At 44.1% G+C, this 19,880-nt stretch carries 16 protein-coding genes; 9 read left to right on the top strand and 7 right to left on the bottom strand.

The features are described 5' to 3' along the window. Positions 1–269 precede the first annotated feature (269 nt). From NST94_RS08530 to NST94_RS08505, 6 genes are all read left to right on the top strand, one after another. Positions 270–1,316 carry a LacI family DNA-binding transcriptional regulator gene (locus tag NST94_RS08530; RefSeq protein ID WP_076195090.1) on the top strand — a complete coding sequence of 349 codons (1,047 nt, stop codon included), beginning with the start codon at positions 270–272 and terminating at the stop codon, positions 1,314–1,316. 222 nt (positions 1,317–1,538) lie between these two features. Further along, positions 1,539–2,195, top strand: coding sequence for a beta-phosphoglucomutase (gene pgmB / locus NST94_RS08525; RefSeq protein WP_076279393.1), 657 nt, complete (start codon positions 1,539–1,541; stop codon positions 2,193–2,195). Between the two features lie 319 nt (positions 2,196–2,514). Further along, positions 2,515–4,833 carry a glycoside hydrolase family 65 protein gene (locus NST94_RS08520; protein WP_280752676.1) on the top strand — a complete coding sequence of 773 codons (2,319 nt, stop codon included), beginning with the start codon at positions 2,515–2,517 and terminating at the stop codon, positions 4,831–4,833. 88 nt (positions 4,834–4,921) lie between these two features. Next, positions 4,922–6,604, top strand: a complete 1,683-nt coding sequence (locus tag NST94_RS08515; RefSeq protein WP_036684397.1) for an alpha-glucosidase — start codon at positions 4,922–4,924, stop codon at positions 6,602–6,604. Between the two features lie 145 nt (positions 6,605–6,749). After that, positions 6,750–7,613, top strand: a complete 864-nt coding sequence (locus NST94_RS08510; RefSeq protein ID WP_175618914.1) for an AraC family transcriptional regulator — start codon at positions 6,750–6,752, stop codon at positions 7,611–7,613. 151 nt (positions 7,614–7,764) lie between these two features. Then, entirely contained in the window at positions 7,765–8,616 is an 852-nt protein-coding gene (locus tag NST94_RS08505) for a DegV family protein (protein ID WP_076126458.1), read from the top strand. Positions 8,617–8,680: 64 nt separating this feature from the next. On the opposite strand, the gene NST94_RS08500 is transcribed toward NST94_RS08505, so the two are convergent. From NST94_RS08500 to NST94_RS08480, 5 genes are all read right to left on the bottom strand, one after another. Further along, positions 8,681–10,318, bottom strand: coding sequence for an ATP-binding protein (locus NST94_RS08500; protein ID WP_339281875.1), 1,638 nt, complete (start codon positions 10,316–10,318; stop codon positions 8,681–8,683). Positions 10,319–10,526: 208 nt separating this feature from the next. Then, positions 10,527–11,228: an ABC transporter permease gene (locus tag NST94_RS08495; RefSeq protein ID WP_256717259.1), complete on the bottom strand. Its 702-nt coding sequence runs from the start codon at positions 11,226–11,228 to the stop codon at positions 10,527–10,529. Continuing rightward, positions 11,212–12,132, bottom strand: coding sequence for an ABC transporter ATP-binding protein (locus tag NST94_RS08490; protein WP_076126453.1), 921 nt, complete (start codon positions 12,130–12,132; stop codon positions 11,212–11,214). The genes NST94_RS08495 and NST94_RS08490 overlap by 17 nt, the downstream gene beginning before the upstream one ends. A gap of 117 nt (positions 12,133–12,249) precedes the next feature. Continuing rightward, positions 12,250–13,185 (bottom strand): sensor histidine kinase, encoded by a 936-nt coding sequence (locus NST94_RS08485; protein WP_076277543.1) that lies wholly within the window; start codon positions 13,183–13,185, stop codon positions 12,250–12,252. Next, on the bottom strand, positions 13,185–13,901 hold the full coding sequence (locus tag NST94_RS08480) for a response regulator transcription factor (protein WP_036684414.1): 717 nt from the start codon (positions 13,899–13,901) through the stop codon (positions 13,185–13,187). Before NST94_RS08480 ends, NST94_RS08485 begins: the two co-directional genes overlap by 1 nt. Positions 13,902–14,059: 158 nt before the next feature. On the opposite strand from NST94_RS08480, the gene NST94_RS08475 reads away from it, so the two are divergent. The 3 genes from NST94_RS08475 to NST94_RS08465 all read left to right on the top strand — a co-directional run bounded on the left by NST94_RS08475 (position 14,060) and on the right by NST94_RS08465 (position 18,060). Continuing rightward, on the top strand, positions 14,060–15,031 hold the full coding sequence (locus NST94_RS08475; protein WP_339281874.1) for a phosphodiester glycosidase family protein: 972 nt from the start codon (positions 14,060–14,062) through the stop codon (positions 15,029–15,031). Further along, positions 15,028–16,041 carry a bifunctional glycosyltransferase family 2/GtrA family protein gene (locus tag NST94_RS08470; RefSeq protein WP_339281873.1) on the top strand — a complete coding sequence of 338 codons (1,014 nt, stop codon included), beginning with the start codon at positions 15,028–15,030 and terminating at the stop codon, positions 16,039–16,041. Before NST94_RS08475 ends, NST94_RS08470 begins: the two co-directional genes overlap by 4 nt. Positions 16,042–16,668: 627 nt before the next feature. Beyond that, positions 16,669–18,060 (top strand): SpoVR family protein, encoded by a 1,392-nt coding sequence (locus NST94_RS08465; protein ID WP_339281872.1) that lies wholly within the window; start codon positions 16,669–16,671, stop codon positions 18,058–18,060. Positions 18,061–18,122: 62 nt separating this feature from the next. Here the strand turns inward: NST94_RS08465 and NST94_RS08460 are convergent, their stop codons facing one another. Next, positions 18,123–18,563 (bottom strand): GNAT family N-acetyltransferase, encoded by a 441-nt coding sequence (locus NST94_RS08460; protein ID WP_076184672.1) that lies wholly within the window; start codon positions 18,561–18,563, stop codon positions 18,123–18,125. Positions 18,564–18,909: 346 nt separating this feature from the next. After that, on the bottom strand, positions 18,910–19,836 hold the full coding sequence (locus NST94_RS08455; protein WP_248547664.1) for an AraC family transcriptional regulator: 927 nt from the start codon (positions 19,834–19,836) through the stop codon (positions 18,910–18,912). Between the last annotated feature and the right edge of the window lie 44 nt (positions 19,837–19,880).

The following is a 19,880-nucleotide window of genomic DNA, read 5'->3' as shown; positions in this document are numbered from 1 at the left end:
CAGCTAAGTTCTTGCATCCTTTAAGCCATACGTTTGCATTCAGCGAATGCTCTTTTCACAAAATTCAGACCGCATTTATACATATTAAGATCAAAATTCCCGAATCATTCATACTTTTTTGGTGAAAAGCAACAATATTACATTGAAATTTCTTGTGTTCCTTCCAAAAGTAGCAATTTCCTCCTTTTGAATGACTTTATCTATTTACAATTTAGAACTCTTAGATTAATATTACTGTGTAAAGCAAACGGTTCCATAAGGAGGTTTCAATGACAGTTACCATTAAGGATGTGGCCAAGAAAGCGGGAGTATCTCCCTCCACGGTATCCCGGGTATTGTCCAACCATCCCAGAATCAGCCTGGAAACTTCCCGCAAAGTTAAAGCTATTATGGAGGATATGGGCTATACCCCTAACATGATGGCTAAGAGCTTGGTGTCGAAAACTACTAACAGCATCTGCTTCAGTCTTCCTAAACCTGCTGAAGAGCTGTTCTCTAATCTATTTTTTATGGAATTAATTCGCGGGATCGTTACACAAGCCAGCCGTTCCGGTTATGATGTGCTGATAAGCTCCGGAGCGAACGAGAAAGAAGAACTGGAAGCCGTTTCACGACTTCTGAAGGGTCGCCGTGTTGACGGCGTTATTCTGCTTTACTCTCGTACGGATGATGCCGTTATTGATTTTCTAGAGAGCAACGATTATCCATTCGTGCTTGTTGGCCGGAGTGATAAATATGAGAATATTTTATCAGTCGATAATGATAATGTGATGGCAGCATACGATGCTACGAACCACCTCATTTCCATGGGGCATAAACGTATTGGCTTCGTAAGTGGACCACCTAATCTAATCGTTTCTCGTGACCGTCTCGCCGGATATCGTAAAGCATTGCAGAATAGCGGTTTAGAAATGCGGGATGAATGGATTGTAGAGGGTGAATTTCTACAGGATAGCGGCTATAGAGCGATGTCCTTTTTCATGAATTTGCCGAATCGACCCACTGCGCTGGTAGCGGTGGATGACATGGTATCGTTCGGAATTTTGCGCGGGTTGAATGAACTGAAATACAAGGTTCCAGACGATCTCGCCATTGTAAGCTTTAACAATATTCCATTATCTGAATTATCTAGTCCTCCGATCAGCAGTATTGATATAGGAATTTATCATCTTGGCTACACCGCATCACAAGTACTTATCCAAAATATCAAGAGTCCGGATAACGGTTCAGGTCATACCAACCGATTTGTCATTCCCCATCGTCTGATCGTGAGAGAGTCATCCATGCACTCTCAGGCAAAGCATAAAACCGAATGAATAAGTGAAGCGTTTAATCGCTTCATTTATTTTTTGAAAATCTGTACAAACGTTTGCGCTAAATCATACAATACTTAATGATCCAGTTCTTTATGGGTGATTTCTAGGATCTTAGGTTAGGATAAACTTACACATCTTAATCAAAGTTTAAACGGTTTAATAAGATTCTAATACGGCATCCGCTGGATCACGACGCTGTCAAAACTTTTAGGAGGTACTACAATGTCGGAAATTAAAGCCTGCTTGTTCGACTTGGACGGAGTAATCGTCGATACAGCCAAATACCATTATATCGCTTGGAAAGAGCTTGCAGATGGACTGGGATTTCTTTTCACAGAACAAGATAACGAACGCCTTAAGGGAGTCAGCAGAACGGCTTCACTAAATATTTTGCTGGAAATCGGTGGACTAACGATTGCTGAAGAAGAGAAAGCTAAGCTTGCGGAACAGAAAAATAATCGTTATGTCGAATATATTGCAAAAATGGACAGTTCTGAGATTCTGCCAGGTGCGCTTGATTTCCTAAAAGAGTGCCGTACGAATGGCATCAAAGTCGCTCTCGGTTCTGCCAGTAAAAACGCTATGACGATCTTGAATAATACCGGATTAACCCCTTACTTTGATGCAATCATCGATGGAACTCATACTAGTGCTGCTAAACCAGATCCGGAAGTGTTCCTGTTAGGAGCCAAAGCACTGGATGCCGCACCTGAACATTGTGTAGTCTTCGAAGATGCAGAAGCGGGAATTGAGGCCGCTACCCGGGCCGGTATGTTCAGTGTTGGCATTGGTTCGCCGGAAACCCTCAGTGCCGCGAATATTGTGGTTCCATCGCTCGCTCATATGAGTGTGTCCATGCTCAAAGAATCTTTTGCATAAATATAGTGAACATAATGAACTCAAATAGTACTGATTTGAGTTGTTATGGACATTCCTACCAGAGATTAAATGAACTAATAATTAATCGTTAACTTTCTGGTGATGAAGTGACGGAGAGGAATTTTGGAACTGTAGAAGCATAGCGTTCGCCTTTATAATCAGATTTCATCCGCAAAATGTGGTTTAAATATAGAAATCTGATTATAACAGCGATCGAAAGTCCAAAGATTCATCGCAGTCACTTTTATATCACCGGAAGTTTAACAAAAGATTTGTTCATTTTATATATCCCCCTAACATATTTAAAGGAGCGGTTATCGTGAAACAATATTTAACAATTGATGAATGGTCCATTATTGAGGAATCCTTTGATCCACAGACGCAAGAAATTTCTGAAAGCGTATTTAGTCTTGGTAACGGATTTATGGGTGGCCGGGCTAATTTCGAAGAGCAATATAGCGGCAACAGCCTGCAAGGCAGCTACATGGCGGGCGTCTACTACCCTGACAAAACACGTGTCGGCTGGTGGAAAAACGGCTATCCTGAATATTTTGCCAAAGTACTTAACAGCACGAACTGGATCGGTATTAACATTGATATCGAGGGTACCCCCCTTGATCTGGCAAAGTGCACCGTTTCCGAATTCCGCCGTGTACTTAATATGAAAGAAGGAACGCTCTCCCGTAGCTTCACTGCCACTCTCGAAGATGGTAAGGAAGTTAAAGTAGAAAGTATCCGGTTCGTAAGCATGACTCGTCAAGAAATCGGCGCGATTCGCTATTCCATCATTCCTGTCAATTTCTCAGGCAAGATTACGATTACTCCTTATCTTGATGGTGATGTGAAGAACAAGGATTCCAACTATGACGAGAAATTCTGGAATGAAGTTGAGAAACAAGCAGGACCTGATCATGGACATCTCACTCTAAAGACTAAGAAACTCGACTTCCATGTCACCTCTGCTATGTCTTTTGATATCCTTGTCAATGGTGAGAAGGTAACTGCCGAAGCAGAAGCGATCGAACAAGAGAAATATGTAGCCAGCAAACTGGACGTAACCGCACAAGCAGGCAATCAAATCGTCATTTATAAATATGTAGCCAATGTTACTTCTCGGAATCACGGTCTGGGACAATTGGTCGACGCCGCCCAAACTGCTCTGCAAGCTGCTAAGGAAGCCGGATTTGTAACTCTTTTGACCGAACAAATTGAAGCTTGGAGAGAAAAATGGAAAGAAAGCGACATCATCATTGAAGGTGACGTTTCGGCTCAGCAAGCGATTCGCTTTAATATTTTCCAACTCAATCAAACCTATAATGGTGAAGATGACCGCCTGAACATTGGCCCTAAAGGCTTTACCGGTGAAAAATACGGCGGCAGCACTTACTGGGATACAGAGGCGTATTGCGTTCCCTTCTATCTCAGTACGGCGGACTCCTCCATTGCCCGCAATTTGTTGATCTACCGTTACAAGCACTTAGAGAAAGCTAAAGAAAATGCCCGTAAGCTTGGATTCAAAAAAGGTGCGCTATACCCAATGGTTACTATGAACGGTGAAGAATGCCACAACGAGTGGGAAATTACATTTGAAGAAATTCACCGGAATGGTGCCATTGCCTACGCTATTTACAACTATGTGAACTACACCGGAGACAAAGCTTATCTGGGACAATATGGCCTTGAGGTTCTCGTGGAAATCTCCCGCTTCTGGGAAGAACGTGTTCACTATGCATCACGCAAAGACAAATACGTAATGCTCGGCGTAACGGGCCCGAATGAATATGAGAATAACGTTAATAATAACTGGTATACGAACCGTATGGCTTCGTGGACTATGGAATATACCATGGAAGCACTGGCATACTTGCAAGAAAATGAGCCTACTCGTTATGCTGAGCTAGTTGACAAACTAGGGCTGCAAGAGAGCGAAACTACAAAATGGAAAGACATCATTGCTAAGATGTATTATCCTGCGGATGAAGAGCTGGGTATCTTCTTACAACAAGATGGCTTCCTGGACAAAGAGATCATTCAAGTCAAAGATCTGGAACGTGAGCATCTGCCACTCAACCAAAAATGGTCATGGGACCGTATCCTGCGTTCTTGCTTCATTAAACAAGCAGACGTTCTGCAGGGATTATATTTCCTGGGTGACCGTTACGATCTCGATACCAAAAAACGTAACTTCGACTTTTATGAACCGATCACTGTTCATGAGTCCTCCCTTTCCCCTTGTATCCACTCCATTCTAGCCAGTGAGCTGGGATATAAGGATAAGGCCTATGAAATGTACTTGCGTACTTCAAGACTGGATCTTGATAACTATAACAATGATACAGAAGACGGCTTGCACAGCACTAGCATGGCTGGTACTTGGATGTCAATCGTACATGGTTTCGGCGGACTCCGCGTGCATGACGGCAGACTGACACTGAGCCCATCTAACCCAGGTCACTGGACCGCTTACTCTTTTAAAATCATGTTCCGCGGCTCCCGTCTGAAAGTAAGCGTTACGGATGCACAAGTTACTGTTACGAATGAAACTGATATCCCTGCTTCTATTACTATCTACGACAAAGAATATACCGTAAACGGACTAAGCAGCATCACTGCTGATAGCAATTCCGTCACAGTATAAAACTTACACCCAAGAGACCCTTGAAGCTTAATGCTTTTGGGGTCTCTTTATTTTTTAGGAAGATAACTTATATAAGGAGTGATTTTGAATGAACAGAACCTTTTGGAAAGAAGCCGTTGTCTACCAAATCTATCCCCGCAGCTTTCAAGATAGCAATGGTGACGGGATTGGAGATCTGCAAGGAATCATTTCACGTCTGGATTATTTGCAAAAGCTAGGTGTCGACGTAGTTTGGCTGTCACCTGTATATAAATCACCAAATGACGATAACGGTTATGACATCAGCGATTATCAAGATATTATGGATGAGTTCGGCACATTGCAGGATTGGGAAGAATTACTGACTGGATTGCACGCCCGTGGCATAAAACTGATGATGGACCTTGTAATCAATCATTCCTCAGATGAGCATCCTTGGTTCGTAGAATCCCGTTCTTCAAAAGATAATCCATATCGCGATTACTACATTTGGCGTCCGGGTGGACCAGATGGTGAGCGCCCCAACAATTGGAGTTCTGTATTCAGCGGCCCGGCTTGGGAACTGGATGAAACCACTGGTGAATACTATCTGCATCTGTTTTCGCGCAAGCAACCGGATCTCAACTGGGAGAATCCGCAGCTGCGTGAGGAGTTATACAAGATGATCACCTTCTGGCTCGACAAGGGTGTGGATGGTCTACGAATGGATGTAATCAATATGATTTCCAAAGTGGAAGGTCTCCCTTCCTCTCATAGAGACGGCCTTGCTCCCGGGGAACTTGCTTGGGGTGGCGAATATTATATGAATGGACCACGTGTTCATGAGTTTTTACATGAAATGAATGACAAAGTGTTATCCAACTATAACATTATGACTGTCGGCGAGACTCCTGGCGCTACAGTTGAAGATGCCATCCTTTACACGGACGAGGAACGCAAAGAGCTGCAAATGGTATTCCAGTTCGAGCATATGGATGTGGACTCGGGTCCTGACGGCAAATGGGACGTAGCCCCGTGGACGTTGTCGAAGCTGCGCGATATTCTTCATAAATGGCAAGTGGGTCTGGCGGATAAGGGTTGGAATAGTCTTTATCTTAACAATCATGACCAGCCACGTATGGTCTCAAGATTCGGGGATGACGGTAAGTATCGTGTGATCTCTGCCAAAATGCTCGCTACCTTACTGCACACGCTGAAAGGAACGCCCTATATTTATCAAGGCGAAGAAATCGGGATGACTAATGTAAAGTTCACAGCCATTGAACATTATAAAGACATTGAAATCCTCAATATGTATCGCGAAAAGGTTACCGAAGGCGGCGCTGATCCTAACAGCGTGCTAAACGCTATTCATATCAAAGGCCGTGATAATGCGCGCACTCCGATGCAATGGGATGATTCTGCGAATGCCGGCTTTACTGAAGGGGAGCCGTGGCTCAAAGTTAATCCGAACTACAAGGAAATTAACGTGGAGCAGGCCCTGGCGGATTCGGATTCCATCTTCTATTATTACCAAAGGCTGCTTGCTTTGCGCAAAAAAAATCCGATCATGGCTTATGGCGAATACAAGCTACTTTTGCCAGAGCATGAGGATATTTATGCCTATACGCGTACTCTGGATGACGAGAAGTGGCTGGTGCTGCTCAATTTCAATGAGGTTCCACAGACTGTTGATCTTTCCGCAGAGCTAAGTAAGGCTACGGAACTTATTATTGGAAATTACCCTGATGATGCACCCACACGGGAATTATTACGACCTTATGAAGCAAGAGTGTATCGATTGAAAGACTAACTTTGTCTATCTTCCTGAGTTATACTATTTAGGATGATTTTTTATGAGATTATCCTTCTGCCTGCTACCTGTCATTAGAGAGCACGGAATAACAGGATTTTGCAAATGTAGCCTGATAGTATGAACTTAAAGGGAGATGACGGACTTGGAATGGCTTATCCGCATGAAAGAAGCTTTAGATTATATGGAGAGCAAGATGGAGGAATCTGTGACCATTGAAGAAATCGCCAAGGTTGCTTACTCCTCCCCCTTTCATTTCCAGCGCATGTTCAATATGCTTACCGGAGTATCTATTAAAGACTATATCCGTAAGCGCAGATTAACTCTGGCTGCACAGGAGCTTGCTATTTCTAAAGTTAAAGTGCTGGATGTTGCACTGAAATACGGATATGACTCGCCCGAGTCGTTTGCCAAAGCATTCCGCAAGGCACATGGAATTACTCCTTCTGCTGCGCGGGAGTCAGGGGTACAGCTCAAGGCTTTCCCTAGACTCTCCTTCCATCTATCACTGAAGGGAGATAAAGAAATGGACTACAGAATTGAGAAAAGAGACGCCTTTAATGTTATCGGACTAGTAGAGGAAATGACAACGAAGGATGGGGAGAATCTGCGCCGCATCCCTCAGTTGTGGATAGAAGCTAATGAAAATGGTACGTCGGATAAGCTGATTGAGCTCGGTGAAGATAAGGATTTATTAGGCATCTGCTCTGACATGAACCATGATAAAGAAACCTTCTCCTATTGGATCGCTGTCGAAGCTACTCCAGAGACTGATGCACAGGGCTTTGCTTCTACAACAATTCCAGCTGCAAGTTGGGCTGTGTTCACCTCAGTAGGGCCGATGCCTGATGCGATCCAGCAGGTATGGGCACGCATTTTCCAGGAGTGGTTCCCTTCCACAGGCTACGAGCACACAGGCGGACCTGAGTTTGAGCTATATCTTCCAGGGAGACCAGACGCAGAGGACTATCGTTGTGAGATATGGATCCCTGTTACGAAAAAAGAATAGAACTAAAAAGACTATCGAAATCCCGATAGTCTTTTTTCTTGTGATTGCCTACTATTTCATTTTGAGAATTGGCATAGTCTTGGTATAATAAATAGATTATGTAGTTCTATAATGATTATTGTCATCCGAATTATCGGTGAAGGAGAATTTCATGTCTACTGTAAAAATATTTTCAGACAGCACTTCCGATTTACCTCAAAACTGGAAGGATACTTATGACATCGGCATCGTTCCTCTTTATGTTGTATTTGAAGAAGGTACCTACAAAGATGGTGAAGATATTACACCCGAGGAAGTGTATCGCCGTGTAGCCGCTAGTGGAGTATTGCCGAAAACGGCAGCACCTTCGCCAGCAGATTTCATTGCTGCATTTCAACCCGTGATTAGCAGCGGACAAGATATTGTATATATCAGTCTCTCCTCCTCACTATCCTCTACATATCAGAATGCACTTTTGGCTGCCGGGGAATTTCCTGAGGGACGCGTACAGGTTATAGATTCGCAAACCTTGTGCGGAGGCATTGCCCTCCTTGTTATGAAGGCTGTCAGAGCTGCTGAAAAGGGCCACTCTGCCGTAGAGATTGCAGCCATGCTGGAGCACAGCCGCAGCCTTGTGGAAACTGAATTCGTTGTGGATACGCTAGATTACTTATATATGGGTGGACGCTGTTCAGGCATGCAGAACTTCATCGGTAGTCTGCTCAAAATCCGTCCTGTTCTTAGACTGGTAGATGGGAGCATCATACCTACCAGCAAAATCCGTGGCAAAAAAGAAAAAGCTGTGGAACAAATGCTCCAGAACGCTTTGGTTCATGTCGATCGAATGGATAATGAGTTGCTCATCGTGGTCCATACCTTGGCGGAAGAAGATGCGCTCTATCTGGAGGCAGCACTACGAGAGAAAACTCAAGTTAATGAAATAGCAATCCTCCATGCGGGTTGTGTAATTGGCAGCCATTGTGGGCCGCATACTGTAGGTCTCATGTATATGCTTCAGGACTAATAACACACAAATCTCCGGCCATTGCTTCTTAAGCAAATGGACCGGAGATTTGTGTGTAACCCCCCTAGTTTGAAGTTACTTCCAGCTCTATATCTTCTGCTCTGCAAGGCAACATAAAACGAAACGTAGAACCTTGATTCTCTTCACTTTCTACAAAGATCGTCCCACCCATCAGCTCCACAAGCTGTTTACAAATCGCCAGTCCCAAGCCTGTGCCTCCATATTTACGGTTTATGGACGGATGCAGCTGTGAGAAAGATTGAAACAATAGATTGAGTTTGTTACCGGCAATTCCTACACCTGTATCCCGCACTGAAAACTCCAACAAAAATTCTTGTTCATCAGATAGTGGAATGTTCTTCACCGATAGGGTCACGCTCCCACGTTCCGTGAATTTCAGCGCATTGCCTACCAGATTCACGACAATCTGCCGCAAGCGGATCGGATCAGCAATGATTATGGTTGGAACGCTAGTATCCATCCACCAACGTAATGCCAGCTTCTTCTCTTCCGCTTTCGGTGCAAATAAATCAATGACGTCTGAGATCATCTCGCGGAGATCAAACTTCTCGGATTGTAGTGACATTTTACCTGCTTCCATTTTGCTGAAATCAAGAATGTCATTCAAGATCTGCAATAACGTATAACTACTGCTGCGTAAAATCTCGGCATAACCTCGCTGCTCTTCTCCAAGTTCAGTATCCAACAATAGATCAGCCATTCCGATCATCCCGTTCATCGGCGTCCGAATTTCATGGCTCATCATCATTAAGAAATCAGATTTGGCTTGCGCTGCCTGCTCTGCTGATTCTTTCGCACGAATGATTTCTCGCTCATTCGTAATATCACTGAAGGCAATAACCGCACCGGCGATCAGCCCTTCATCAATAAGAGGTGCTACCCGATAATTAACAAAAAAACTGGTGCCATCCTTACGCCAGAAGATCTCATCATCTTTCTTACGGATGATTCCATCCTCTATCGTAAGACTAATCTGGCAATCAGGTGTCGAATAACGCGAACCATCACCTTGGATATGATGGATATAATCCATAAGCTTCAAACCCATCAATTCTGTTGGTTGGTAGCCTAACATATCCGCTGCCTCACGGTTAATAAATAGAGCGCACCCCGTTGTATCCAGCACAAAGATTCCCGCGGAGACGGAATTCAGAATGAGACTCGATTGTTGATCCTTCACAGCTACTATTGAGGTATCTTTGGAGCTGATCTCCACTTCGCCCGTGATAGGTAATTCAGTATCTAAGGTGTCCGCTAATTCATCTAGCCAGTCTTGTAACAATTTTGCATGTAAAAGAGCGCTTCCGTTAGCCACTTGAGTAATCGCGAATACCCCGGCGATCCCTTCTTCCGTTCTGATCGGTAATAGTTTAACGCCTACGCAATCTGAGCCTTTTTTGGGATTCTCTAAATCTTGTAGCTCAAAGCTTGAGGAGTTCCCCTGCAGAGCAGCCTCAAAACTAGCAATATTGCCAAGTTTTTTTCTCTTTGCTGATATCGGACTTGTATTTTGCAACTTCGCTTCTGCGCTCAAGCCTAGATGAAAAGTTCGATTGGTTCCTACGCAGCGACCTTGTCTATCCAGAACGAATATCAAATCAGGATGATGGTCATATAACGATTTATAAGCGCTCTCTTCCGAAAGCAACCGTCTCAGAATGGACGTCCAGTCTTTATCCACAGTTCACATCCCCTCAGGCTCTCTCATCCATTATCATTACCCCTAAACGAGCAATGTTCATCTAAAATTTAAAATATATTTCATATCTATTATATCAAAATTACGGAAATCAGTCGTAGATAAACGTCAAATTCCCCCTTTATAACCCAATCACGATGCTTTTTCATCGTTACAAAAGGGTTATAAAAGGGGGTGAATTCCGAATCTATTAGGCTATATCTTTATGTTCAATGTTGCGAATAGCCATATAGGCAATACCTGCTCCTAGCAAACCAAGTGAGATCGACACCGCCGCTAAATTACCTAAGCGAGCTTGATCAAATCCCCCAGAAATTAGGGAGGTAACTAACACAGCTGAGACGATGGTGGCAGGGACCGATTTTTTCTTCATTCCAAAGTACAATGGGATTAGAGCAATACCCGCTGCGTAAAAAGCGTTTGCGCCTAACTTAATCAGCTCTGAAGTGATTACATGAAGGGTCAGTTCACCCGGAATAAGCCCTGCAAAGGAATTGAATCCTACTAGGATAGCGCCGACTACAATATCTGCCACGATAATGGCCACAAATGTGAAGGCGAACACTATCAATATTTTCGCAGTCATCAGCTTTTTACGTGAGATAGGATACATGAAGAGAAGAGTAATGGTGTTGTTCTTATACTCATCAATCACCAGCTTGCTAATAATAACCGAAGCGAAAATAATATAAGCAGCCTTTACAAAAACGAACACGCCCTCAAACAACTCTGCATAAGAAGCAAACGACGGTTCGCTCTCATTTTGATCAACGAATAAAACCATAATCATAAAAGCAAGAATCGCAAGATTGACGATTGCTGCACCTGTAAGAAGCGTTTTTAGCTTATTCTTCCGAATCTCCAAAGATATTAATTTAAGCAATGCCTTCACCCCCAATCAATTGCAGAAAATGATCCTCCAGCGTATGTTGTTTTTTGCTGATACTCTCAATTTCCACATCTGCTAGCACTAACGCCTTATTCAGATCACGTTGTGAGATTCCACCGTCATAGATTCTTACTGTAATATGATCTAGTACTTTGAAATTATTAAGCCCAAGCTTATGCTCCAACACATACACTGCTTTATTAATCTCATTCGTAACCACTTCGATATATTCAGTATTTTGGCCACGAATGGAATCCATCGCCACTTCTTCTACCAGAGCACCCTGCCGGATCACACCGATCGTATCAGCAATCTGCTCTATTTCCCCCAGAATATGACTAGATACAAGTAACGTCATTCCATATTCACGGCTAAGCATCCGGAACACTTCACGCATCTCCTTGATTCCCACAGGATCTAGCCCATTAATCGGCTCATCCAAAATGAGCAGCTCAGGTTTCGTCATGAAGGCTCTGGCAATACCCAGACGTTGCTTCATCCCAAGTGAAAATTGCTTCACCGGCTTTTTATCGACACCTGTGAGCTTTACCAGCTCCAGCGCTTCACCAATCGCTTGCGGATCATAATAGCCCATGTACTCTCCGTGCAAAATCAGATTTTCTTTGGCTGTCAATTTATCATAAAACACTGGATATTCAATGATGCAGCCCATCCGCTTCAGCATTTCGTAAGAATGCTCAGTCATTTTTTCATTAAAAAATTCAATTTCTCCACTCGTAGGTTTAACGAGGTTCGTGACCATTTTCATCACGGTAGTTTTGCCAGCACCATTGGGTCCAAGAAACCCGTAAATTTCACCTTGCTTAATATTCATATTCACATTGCTGACGACTTCTTTACCTTGATAGGTTTTCGTTAAATTTCTTGTCCGAAGTATTGTAGTCAATTCCGCGCTCCCCTTTGTTTTCGTCTCGTCTTCCTTAGTTCTTATTGTACACAGCAGAATTTTCTTTTTTATTACTCGTTTCTTACGAAAATCTTAAGCTGCGCACAATTCTATTCCTTAGAAGCGTAATCTGCGAAAAGTAAGGGTAAACACCGTTCTCACATACGGCTGACTAACCAGTGTAATCGTTCCATTCATTTGCTCCGTTAATCTTTTGGTGATCGTCAGACCTAGACCGCTGCCTTGATAAGCCCGATTTCTTGAGTCTTCCAGCGTATACAGACGCTCAAATACTTTATCCTGGTGTACTTCACTGATGCCTTTTCCCCGGTCCCACACCTCTATGTATACTTTGTTCTCATCACTATAGAGCCTTAATCCTAATACGCTCCCAGCGTCGCCATAAGAAATTGCGTTCGACAACAGATTGGACAATATTCGATCAAGAGCCTCTTCATTTCCCATGAAGTAAACAGCCTCATCCGGAATCTCAATCTCTACCTCACTGCCCTTAGCGCTGAGGATATCATAGAAAGAAAGGATGTTGCGTCTGCATACTTCACCTGCCTCAACTCGTGAAAGCGCAATTTCCCGATCCCCAGATTCCAGCTTGGACAAATCAAAAAACTTGTTCATCAGCTGGATCACTTCATTGGCTTTTTGATGAATCATCTTCATCATTCGTTCCCGTTCCCCGGCCGGCAAATGCTCATCCTGTTGAATGGTCTCAATATAACCAAGCACAACCGTTAGCGGAGTCTTAAGATCATGAGAAATATTAGACAGCATATTACGCATGGATTTCTCCAGCCTAACGCGCTCAATGCTTCCTTTATGATTGATATCCAGCAGCCGGTTCAGGTCAATCAGCACGCTCTGCAGCTCCAAATTACCGCTGAACAGCAGCAATCTTTCATGTGAGCCTTCCTCCATAATGCTGCTTAACTTGTCATGCATATATCGCAAATCATTAGAAGCTTTACGCGAATTCTGATATTGCCACACAATGACGGCGAGTAAGAGCACAATGACAACACCTAGCACCGCTATCATTATAGCTGTTCTCCCAGCTTATACCCGATGCCCCATAACGTCTTAATGTATTCGGGATGGGAGGGATCGTCTTCTATTTTTTCACGCAATCTTCTCATATGTACATTAATGACGTTCTCATCCCCGAAATAATCATCCTCCCATACGCTCGCATAAATCTGCGCTTTGGTAAATACTCGGCCCGGATGCGTCACAAACAGCTTAAGAATATGAAATTCCTTCGACGTTAGCTTTACTTCTTCCCCGTTCTTCAACGCAGAGAAGTTATCTAAATCTACAGTCAATCGGCCAATGGAGATCATTTGCTTCACCGGAGCTTGATCTTCCACTTGGATACTGGGAGATGCATAACCTGCACGACGGATCGCTGCCTTCACCCTAGCCGCTAGCTCAATCATAGAAAAGGGCTTCGTAATATAATCATCCGCCCCAAAGCCTAACCCAAGCGCTTTATCTACATCACTGTCTTTAGCGGACATGATCAACACTGGAACCAGACTCCCCGCACGGATAGTCTGAAGAATGTCAGTCCCGCTTCGCTTCGGCAGCATAAGGTCTAACAGCACAAGATCAAATGGACCACCGGTCCGAAATGTTCTCTCCGCTACTTCACCGTCAAATACAGCTTCAATCTCATAACCTTCTTTTACCAAATAAGACCTGACCATTTCACTGATTGCTTCGTCGTCCTCAATCAGCAGCACACGCTGTGGCATGTCCAAACCTCCCCGTAGTCGAAAACCTCTTCGTTAAATTATACCAATTTCCCGGAGCTCTTACTATTTCGGTTTTTATTTCAGCTTTTATTTCAGTTTCATTAAAGGTAGCCCAGGTATTATGGCCTTAACAACTTACAAAATGAGGTGATGCTTCAATGTTGAACAAGAGAAGTAAGCAAGCCTGGAGCTTCAAACGAAAGCTGCTGATCGTGATGATCATTGTCCTCCTGCTTCTCGGCACAGTGATATATAGTCTGGCAGATCGTTTCTTAATCGAACATGTCGAAGTCGTAGTTGCGGATGATGCAGCTACAACTAGCAGCTCAGGAGCTACAGCCGTTACAACTGCCGAAGTTAACGCAACCTCTGACGACTGGAATTACTCCAGCGATGATATTCAGATCCAGATCGACCAAGTGCAGACCGGTTCCGGTTCAGAACAGATCACTTATTTTGTCGCTGATATCGTCCTCAAGGAAGCGAGCAGTCTGCGCACTGCTTTTGCCGACAACAGCTTTGGAACAAACATCACTGAGGATACCTCGGACATTGCTTCCGCGAACCATGCGATTTTTGCCATCAATGGTGATTACTATGGCTTCCGCAATGACGGAGTGATAATCCGTAACGGCACGGTGTATCGTGATGATCCTGTGCGGGATGCAATGGCGCTGTTCGATGATGGGACAATGCAAACCTATAACGAGGAAGAGATTTCTTCCTCTGAACTGCTGGCGCAAGGGGCCACCGATACCCTTTCCTTTGGTCCGATTCTGATTCAGGACGGGGAGATTGCCAGTGATTTCAGCAATGTCAAAATCGATACCAACTTCGGCAACCATTCCATCCAGAACGCGAATCCCCGCACCGCAGTTGGTATGATCGCACCAAACCATTATGTGTTTGTCGTAGTTGACGGGCGCAATGAAGGGTACAGCCGTGGGATGACCCTTACTGAGCTAGCTGATGTAATGTCCGTCCTTGGCGCCACAGAAGCCTACAATCTGGACGGCGGTGGTTCATCCACTATGTACTTCATGGGACGGGTCGTAAATAATCCGCAGGGCAAAAACAAGGAGCGGGGCGTCAGCGACATTCTTTATATCAAGGAGGATGCAACATCATGACTATACTGATCCCAGCCTATGAGCCCGATGAACGACTGCTCGATTTGATTTTACAGCTGCATAATTTCCGGCTTGAACCTATTGTTCTTGTGGATGACGGCAGCGGCCCGCACTACCGTGGAATCTTCGATATGGCCGAAGCATTCGGCTGCACTGTCCTAACCCATGAAGTCAACCTCGGAAAAGGACGTGCTCTGAAGACAGGGTTCCAGTATATTCAGGAGGCCGGTCTGCCGGATTATGTAGTCTGCGCGGATAGCGACGGCCAACATCTGCCTTATGATATTAACCGGATCGTTGAATCTCTGCGGAACCAGACTACCCCGGGAATCGTACTCGGCAGCCGCCGGTTCACCGGAACCATTCCTCTGCGCAGCCGCTTCGGCAACTCTGTAACCCGGACGGTCTTTTCCTTAACTACAGGCACTAAGATTTATGATACACAGACTGGGCTGCGCGGCTACCCCCTATCAATGCTTGATTGGCTATGCCAGATTCCCGGCGAACGTTTTGAATATGAAATGAACATGCTGCTGACTGCCCATAAAGAGGGGTACACCATTACGGAAGAGTACATCGATACCGTCTATCTGGACGATAATAAATCATCCCATTTCCGGCCTCTGATGGACTCCTTCCGGATTTATCTGCCGATACTGATGTTCAGCACTTCTTCGCTGCTGTCAGCCCTGCTCGACTTCACACTCTTATTCCTGTTTCAGAGGCTCAGCCATAACCTATTCCTGTCCGTCGCGGCCGCGAGATTGTGCAGCTCTGTCTTCAACTATTCTATGAACCGAAAATATGTCTTCACGGGCGGCAAACGCTCCAAGATTCAGGCATCGCTTCCCAAATATTTTGCGCTGGTGATCCTCGTATTGTTGTTCAACTATGGGCTACTCTATTTCTATAATGAAAAGCTGATTATTCCGCTTGTCGCCGCCAAGCTACTGACCGAGGCTTCAATCTTCCTATTCAGCTATTGGGCGCAACGGAGGTTTGTGTACTGAGGGTTTGGGAACTATGGGGAAGGTTACGTTCTCTCGACTGCTTATGCTCGTGTGGTGAGCAATTGGGAATTTGTGAAGCACTAATTGGACACTTGTGGAGCACTTTTCGAACACTTATGGAGTACTAATCGGATACTTGTGGAGCTTCTATCGGGCACCTATGGAACTGCTCCTCGAACACATATGGAACATCTATTGGGCACCTATTGGGCACCTATCGGACACAGATGACACTAATCGCAGTATTATTCCACTTTTGGTATGCTAACGGACCCCATTGCCGCTATTGGGAAGAAAGACACCATATATGAGCCTCTTTCTGTGGGATAGCGTCTGTGGGGTCCGAAACCCTGATCAAAAGGCTGGAAATTTGCAAATAACGTCATCTGAGTCCGAATTCACCGAGAAGGATACCGTTGATAGAATTCGCATACAAAAAAAGCTAGTGCTTCCTTCCAATAATGTATACAAAATCACATTATCTTCACTCAGAAATTCAGAACGTCATACACTCATCTTCTCTCCCATATACTTAAATGGAACAGTCCCGGACATTGTCGCGGAACCTTTGCAGCCTTGTCAGAATAGGTTGCAGCATAAGCCCAAGCTGGAGGGAGAGAAAGATTCATGCCAAGCGAAGAAATTAATGCGCTAGAGCGGGCCATTGCCGAGATTACGGAAATAGCCACTGGCTTCGGTTTAGATTTTTATCCCATGCGTTATGAAATATGCCCCGCAGATATTATTTATACATTCGGCGCTTATGGAATGCCTACACGATTTGGACACTGGAGTTTTGGAAAAACCTTTCATAAAATGAAATCCCAATACGATTTCGGACTGAGCAAAATATACGAGCTCGTTATTAACTCCAACCCTTGTTATGCCTTCCTGCTGGATGGAAATTCACTGATTCAGAATAAGCTGATCGTTGCCCATGTGCTAGCGCACTGTGATTTTTTCAAAAATAATATGCGTTTCTCCATGTCCAACCGAGATATGGTCGAGAGCATGTCAGCTACAGCAGATCGGATTGCCGGTTATTCTGTAACTTACGGAACTGATGCTGTGGAGAGCTTCATCGATTCAGTGCTGGCTATCCAGGAGCATATAGACCCCAGTCTGATCCAGCCACGCAAGCTGGGCAAAACTCACCTACTGGAAGCTAAGATGAAGGAGCTCAAAGACGCCCCTCCAGGCGGCTCGAAATCAACCAATCCTTATGACGAATTATGGAATTTAGATAAAAGCAATACCGGGCCGCAGGAAGCATTCTCTGGAAACCGTGCTTTCCCCCCTGAGCCAGAAAAAGATATGGTCTGGTTTATCCAGCAATATTCCACTGTTTTGGAGGATTGGCAGCGTGACATTATGACGATGCTCCATGACGAAATGCTCTACTTCTGGCCACAGATGGAGACAAAAATCATGAACGAAGGCTGGGCTTCGTACTGGCATCAGCGCATCGTTCGCGAACTAGATCTGACCGAAGAGGAAACAGTGGAATACGCAAAACTAAATTCATCCGTCGTGCAGCCCTCACGGCAAAGCCTGAATCCTTACTATCTGGGGCTGAAAATCTTTGAAGACATCGAACGCCGCTGGGACCGTGAGAAAATCTTTGAAGTACGTGAGTTGGAATCCGATACCTCCTTTATCCGCAGCTATCTGTCGAAGGAATTGGTGAACGACCTCGATCTTTATGTTTTTGAGAAAAAAGGCCCCGAATGGAAAATCACCGATAAAGCATGGGAAAATGTACGAGATCAACTGGTGCTCGCCCGGGTCAATGGCGGGTCTCCTTACTTGGTCATTGAGGACGCAGACTTCGAGAAGAATGGTGAATTATTTATAACTCATCGCTATGAAAGCATCGAGCTGGATCTGAAGTATCTGGAGCGCACACTCCCTCACATCTACTCTTTATGGGGGCGGACGGTTCATCTACAGACGGTTGTGGAAGACAAAAAGGCGCGTTTTTCATACGATGGCAAAAAGGTGCAGCGGAAGTTTATTTAAACTAAAAAAAGCGGCAGACCTAAACGGGTATTAACACCCTGGTCTGCCGCTTTTTGCTATGACTAAAATGAGGATTCAGATTCTTTTAACGACTTCGAGAAATATTTTGGAGCCTCAACAAATCCTTGTCGAGCATAAAATCTATGCGCATCAGTTCTTCTGGAATGACAATGAACCTGAATTTTATCACAGTTTCTTTTTCTAGCTAAATCAGCGCAATACTCCTCAAGCTTTCGTCCAATACCTTTGCTCCTAATGGCATTGCTCACCACAAGATAACTTATAATTGCAGTCTCTCCTACCAGACCTAATTGGGGTATGTAATGCATGGAAATACAAGCTACCACTTGATCATCTTCCTCAAAAACCAATAATTCCTCGTCCGGATGTAGGATTAGCTTTTCTATTTTTTCTTGCATGAACACTTCTGTATCCGGATATCCCAACTGTTCTAATAATTCCGCTATGTCTTTCCAGTCATCAGCTCTCGCTTCTCTAATCATCTGCTTCACTCCCTGTTATTTTCGAATTACCTTACTTATTGACTCTATTACACTACGGAAGATCATACTCGTCAAACATAAACTGATTAGATAAAAAAACACCCCAAAAGTATCATTGGTTTCCATATGAGAGTTCCTAAAAAAGGAGACCCACAGCGGTAACACGTTGCGGACCTCCATCGACACCCTCATATCAACTTAATAACTGCACATGGCAAATGCTCAGGTGAACGTAACGTAAGGAAGTTTGAAAATGTAGGCGCGTAGCGTTCGCCTTTGTCAGCGACCTAAAGTCCAAACATTTCTGAAATTACAATTATCACCGCGCGGTCTTTGCCCTTATCGACTATTCAGTCAACTTTTTCACAGGAACGTAAATCTCCATCACTGTATCTGGCCGCGAATGGCAGCGTTCATCGTAAAACTCAAAATCCAGCTTAGTCTCGTCATAAACGTAACCACTGTCCTTAAACCACTCTTCGAAGATGTACTTCCAGCTGCTTTTTATGACTTGGGCAAACTCTATTTGCTCTGTATCCGTTGAAGTATCCACTGGAGGTGTTGTGAACACGGCATATTCGGCTTCTGGCACATCCATCGTCAACATATCAGCTTCTACCTTGGAGTAGTCCTCAACAATAACACCCAAAAGATAGGTGGCATTACCGTTATCTGAAGACGGAATACATAAACCAACTTCTCCGTGTTTAGGCGGGTTTAGTATTTTATACATTTTGGACTCCAGGTTTTCACCCTCATAATGGCTCCAAAAAGAAGCAATATCCTTAGTGTACATACTACCCGCAACATTAGTTTGGATACCATAACCTGCCACCTTAAAAGCAGGCTTACGAACAAAAACAGGATTCATAATATAACCTCCGATATCAAATATTGAATTTCCTTTACTAAACCCATCCATCCGCGCTGCATATTGTGTCGGACTATAACCAAAGGTTTTGCGAAAAGCTTTAGTAAAGCCACTTTGTGTTTCAAAACCATAGTCCAGCGCAATATCAATGATCTTTTTTCCAGCAAATAATTCAATTGAGGCTAAGGATAATTTTCGGCTCCGCACATACTCCATCACAGACATTTCCTTGCACAAGCTGAACACTCGGCAAAAATGATACACCGAATATCCGACCTCCGTCGCTATTTCTTCCACCGTTATATTTTCTTTGATATGAGCTTCTATATATTCAACACATTTTTCTATATCTTTACTGTAATTCAAGTGCAGCACCAGCCTTTCCCCGTACGGTGATTTCATTATATCAACTGCGCTGGAGATGGACTGTTCCTGTTTTGCTGAGC

This window comes from Paenibacillus sp. FSL H8-0282 (genome assembly GCF_037963825.1).
GTDB lineage: Bacteria > Bacillota > Bacilli > Paenibacillales > Paenibacillaceae > Paenibacillus_AQ > Paenibacillus_AQ odorifer.
The sequence above is the reverse complement of the archived record's forward strand: the minus strand, read 5'-3'. Positions and strand labels throughout refer to the sequence as shown.

Bases quoted from the DNA above. Each gene is read 5' to 3' on its own strand.
- NST94_RS08530 (WP_076195090.1), top strand. From the start codon at position 270: ATGACAGTTACCATTAAGGATGTGGCCAAGAAAGCGGGAGTATCTCCC.
- pgmB (WP_076279393.1), top strand. From the start codon at position 1,539: ATGTCGGAAATTAAAGCCTGCTTGTTCGACTTGGACGGAGTAATCGTC.
- NST94_RS08515 (WP_036684397.1), top strand. From the start codon at position 4,922: ATGAACAGAACCTTTTGGAAAGAAGCCGTTGTCTACCAAATCTATCCC.
- NST94_RS08505 (WP_076126458.1), top strand. From the start codon at position 7,765: ATGTCTACTGTAAAAATATTTTCAGACAGCACTTCCGATTTACCTCAA.
- NST94_RS08485 (WP_076277543.1), bottom strand. From the start codon at position 13,185: ATGATAGCGGTGCTAGGTGTTGTCATTGTGCTCTTACTCGCCGTCATT.
- NST94_RS08480 (WP_036684414.1), bottom strand. From the start codon at position 13,901: ATGCCACAGCGTGTGCTGCTGATTGAGGACGACGAAGCAATCAGTGAA.
- NST94_RS08475 (WP_339281874.1), top strand. From the start codon at position 14,060: ATGTTGAACAAGAGAAGTAAGCAAGCCTGGAGCTTCAAACGAAAGCTG.
- NST94_RS08470 (WP_339281873.1), top strand. From the start codon at position 15,028: ATGACTATACTGATCCCAGCCTATGAGCCCGATGAACGACTGCTCGAT.
- NST94_RS08465 (WP_339281872.1), top strand. From the start codon at position 16,669: ATGCCAAGCGAAGAAATTAATGCGCTAGAGCGGGCCATTGCCGAGATT.
- NST94_RS08460 (WP_076184672.1), bottom strand. From the start codon at position 18,563: ATGATTAGAGAAGCGAGAGCTGATGACTGGAAAGACATAGCGGAATTA.
- NST94_RS08455 (WP_248547664.1), bottom strand. From the start codon at position 19,836: ATGAAATCACCGTACGGGGAAAGGCTGGTGCTGCACTTGAATTACAGT.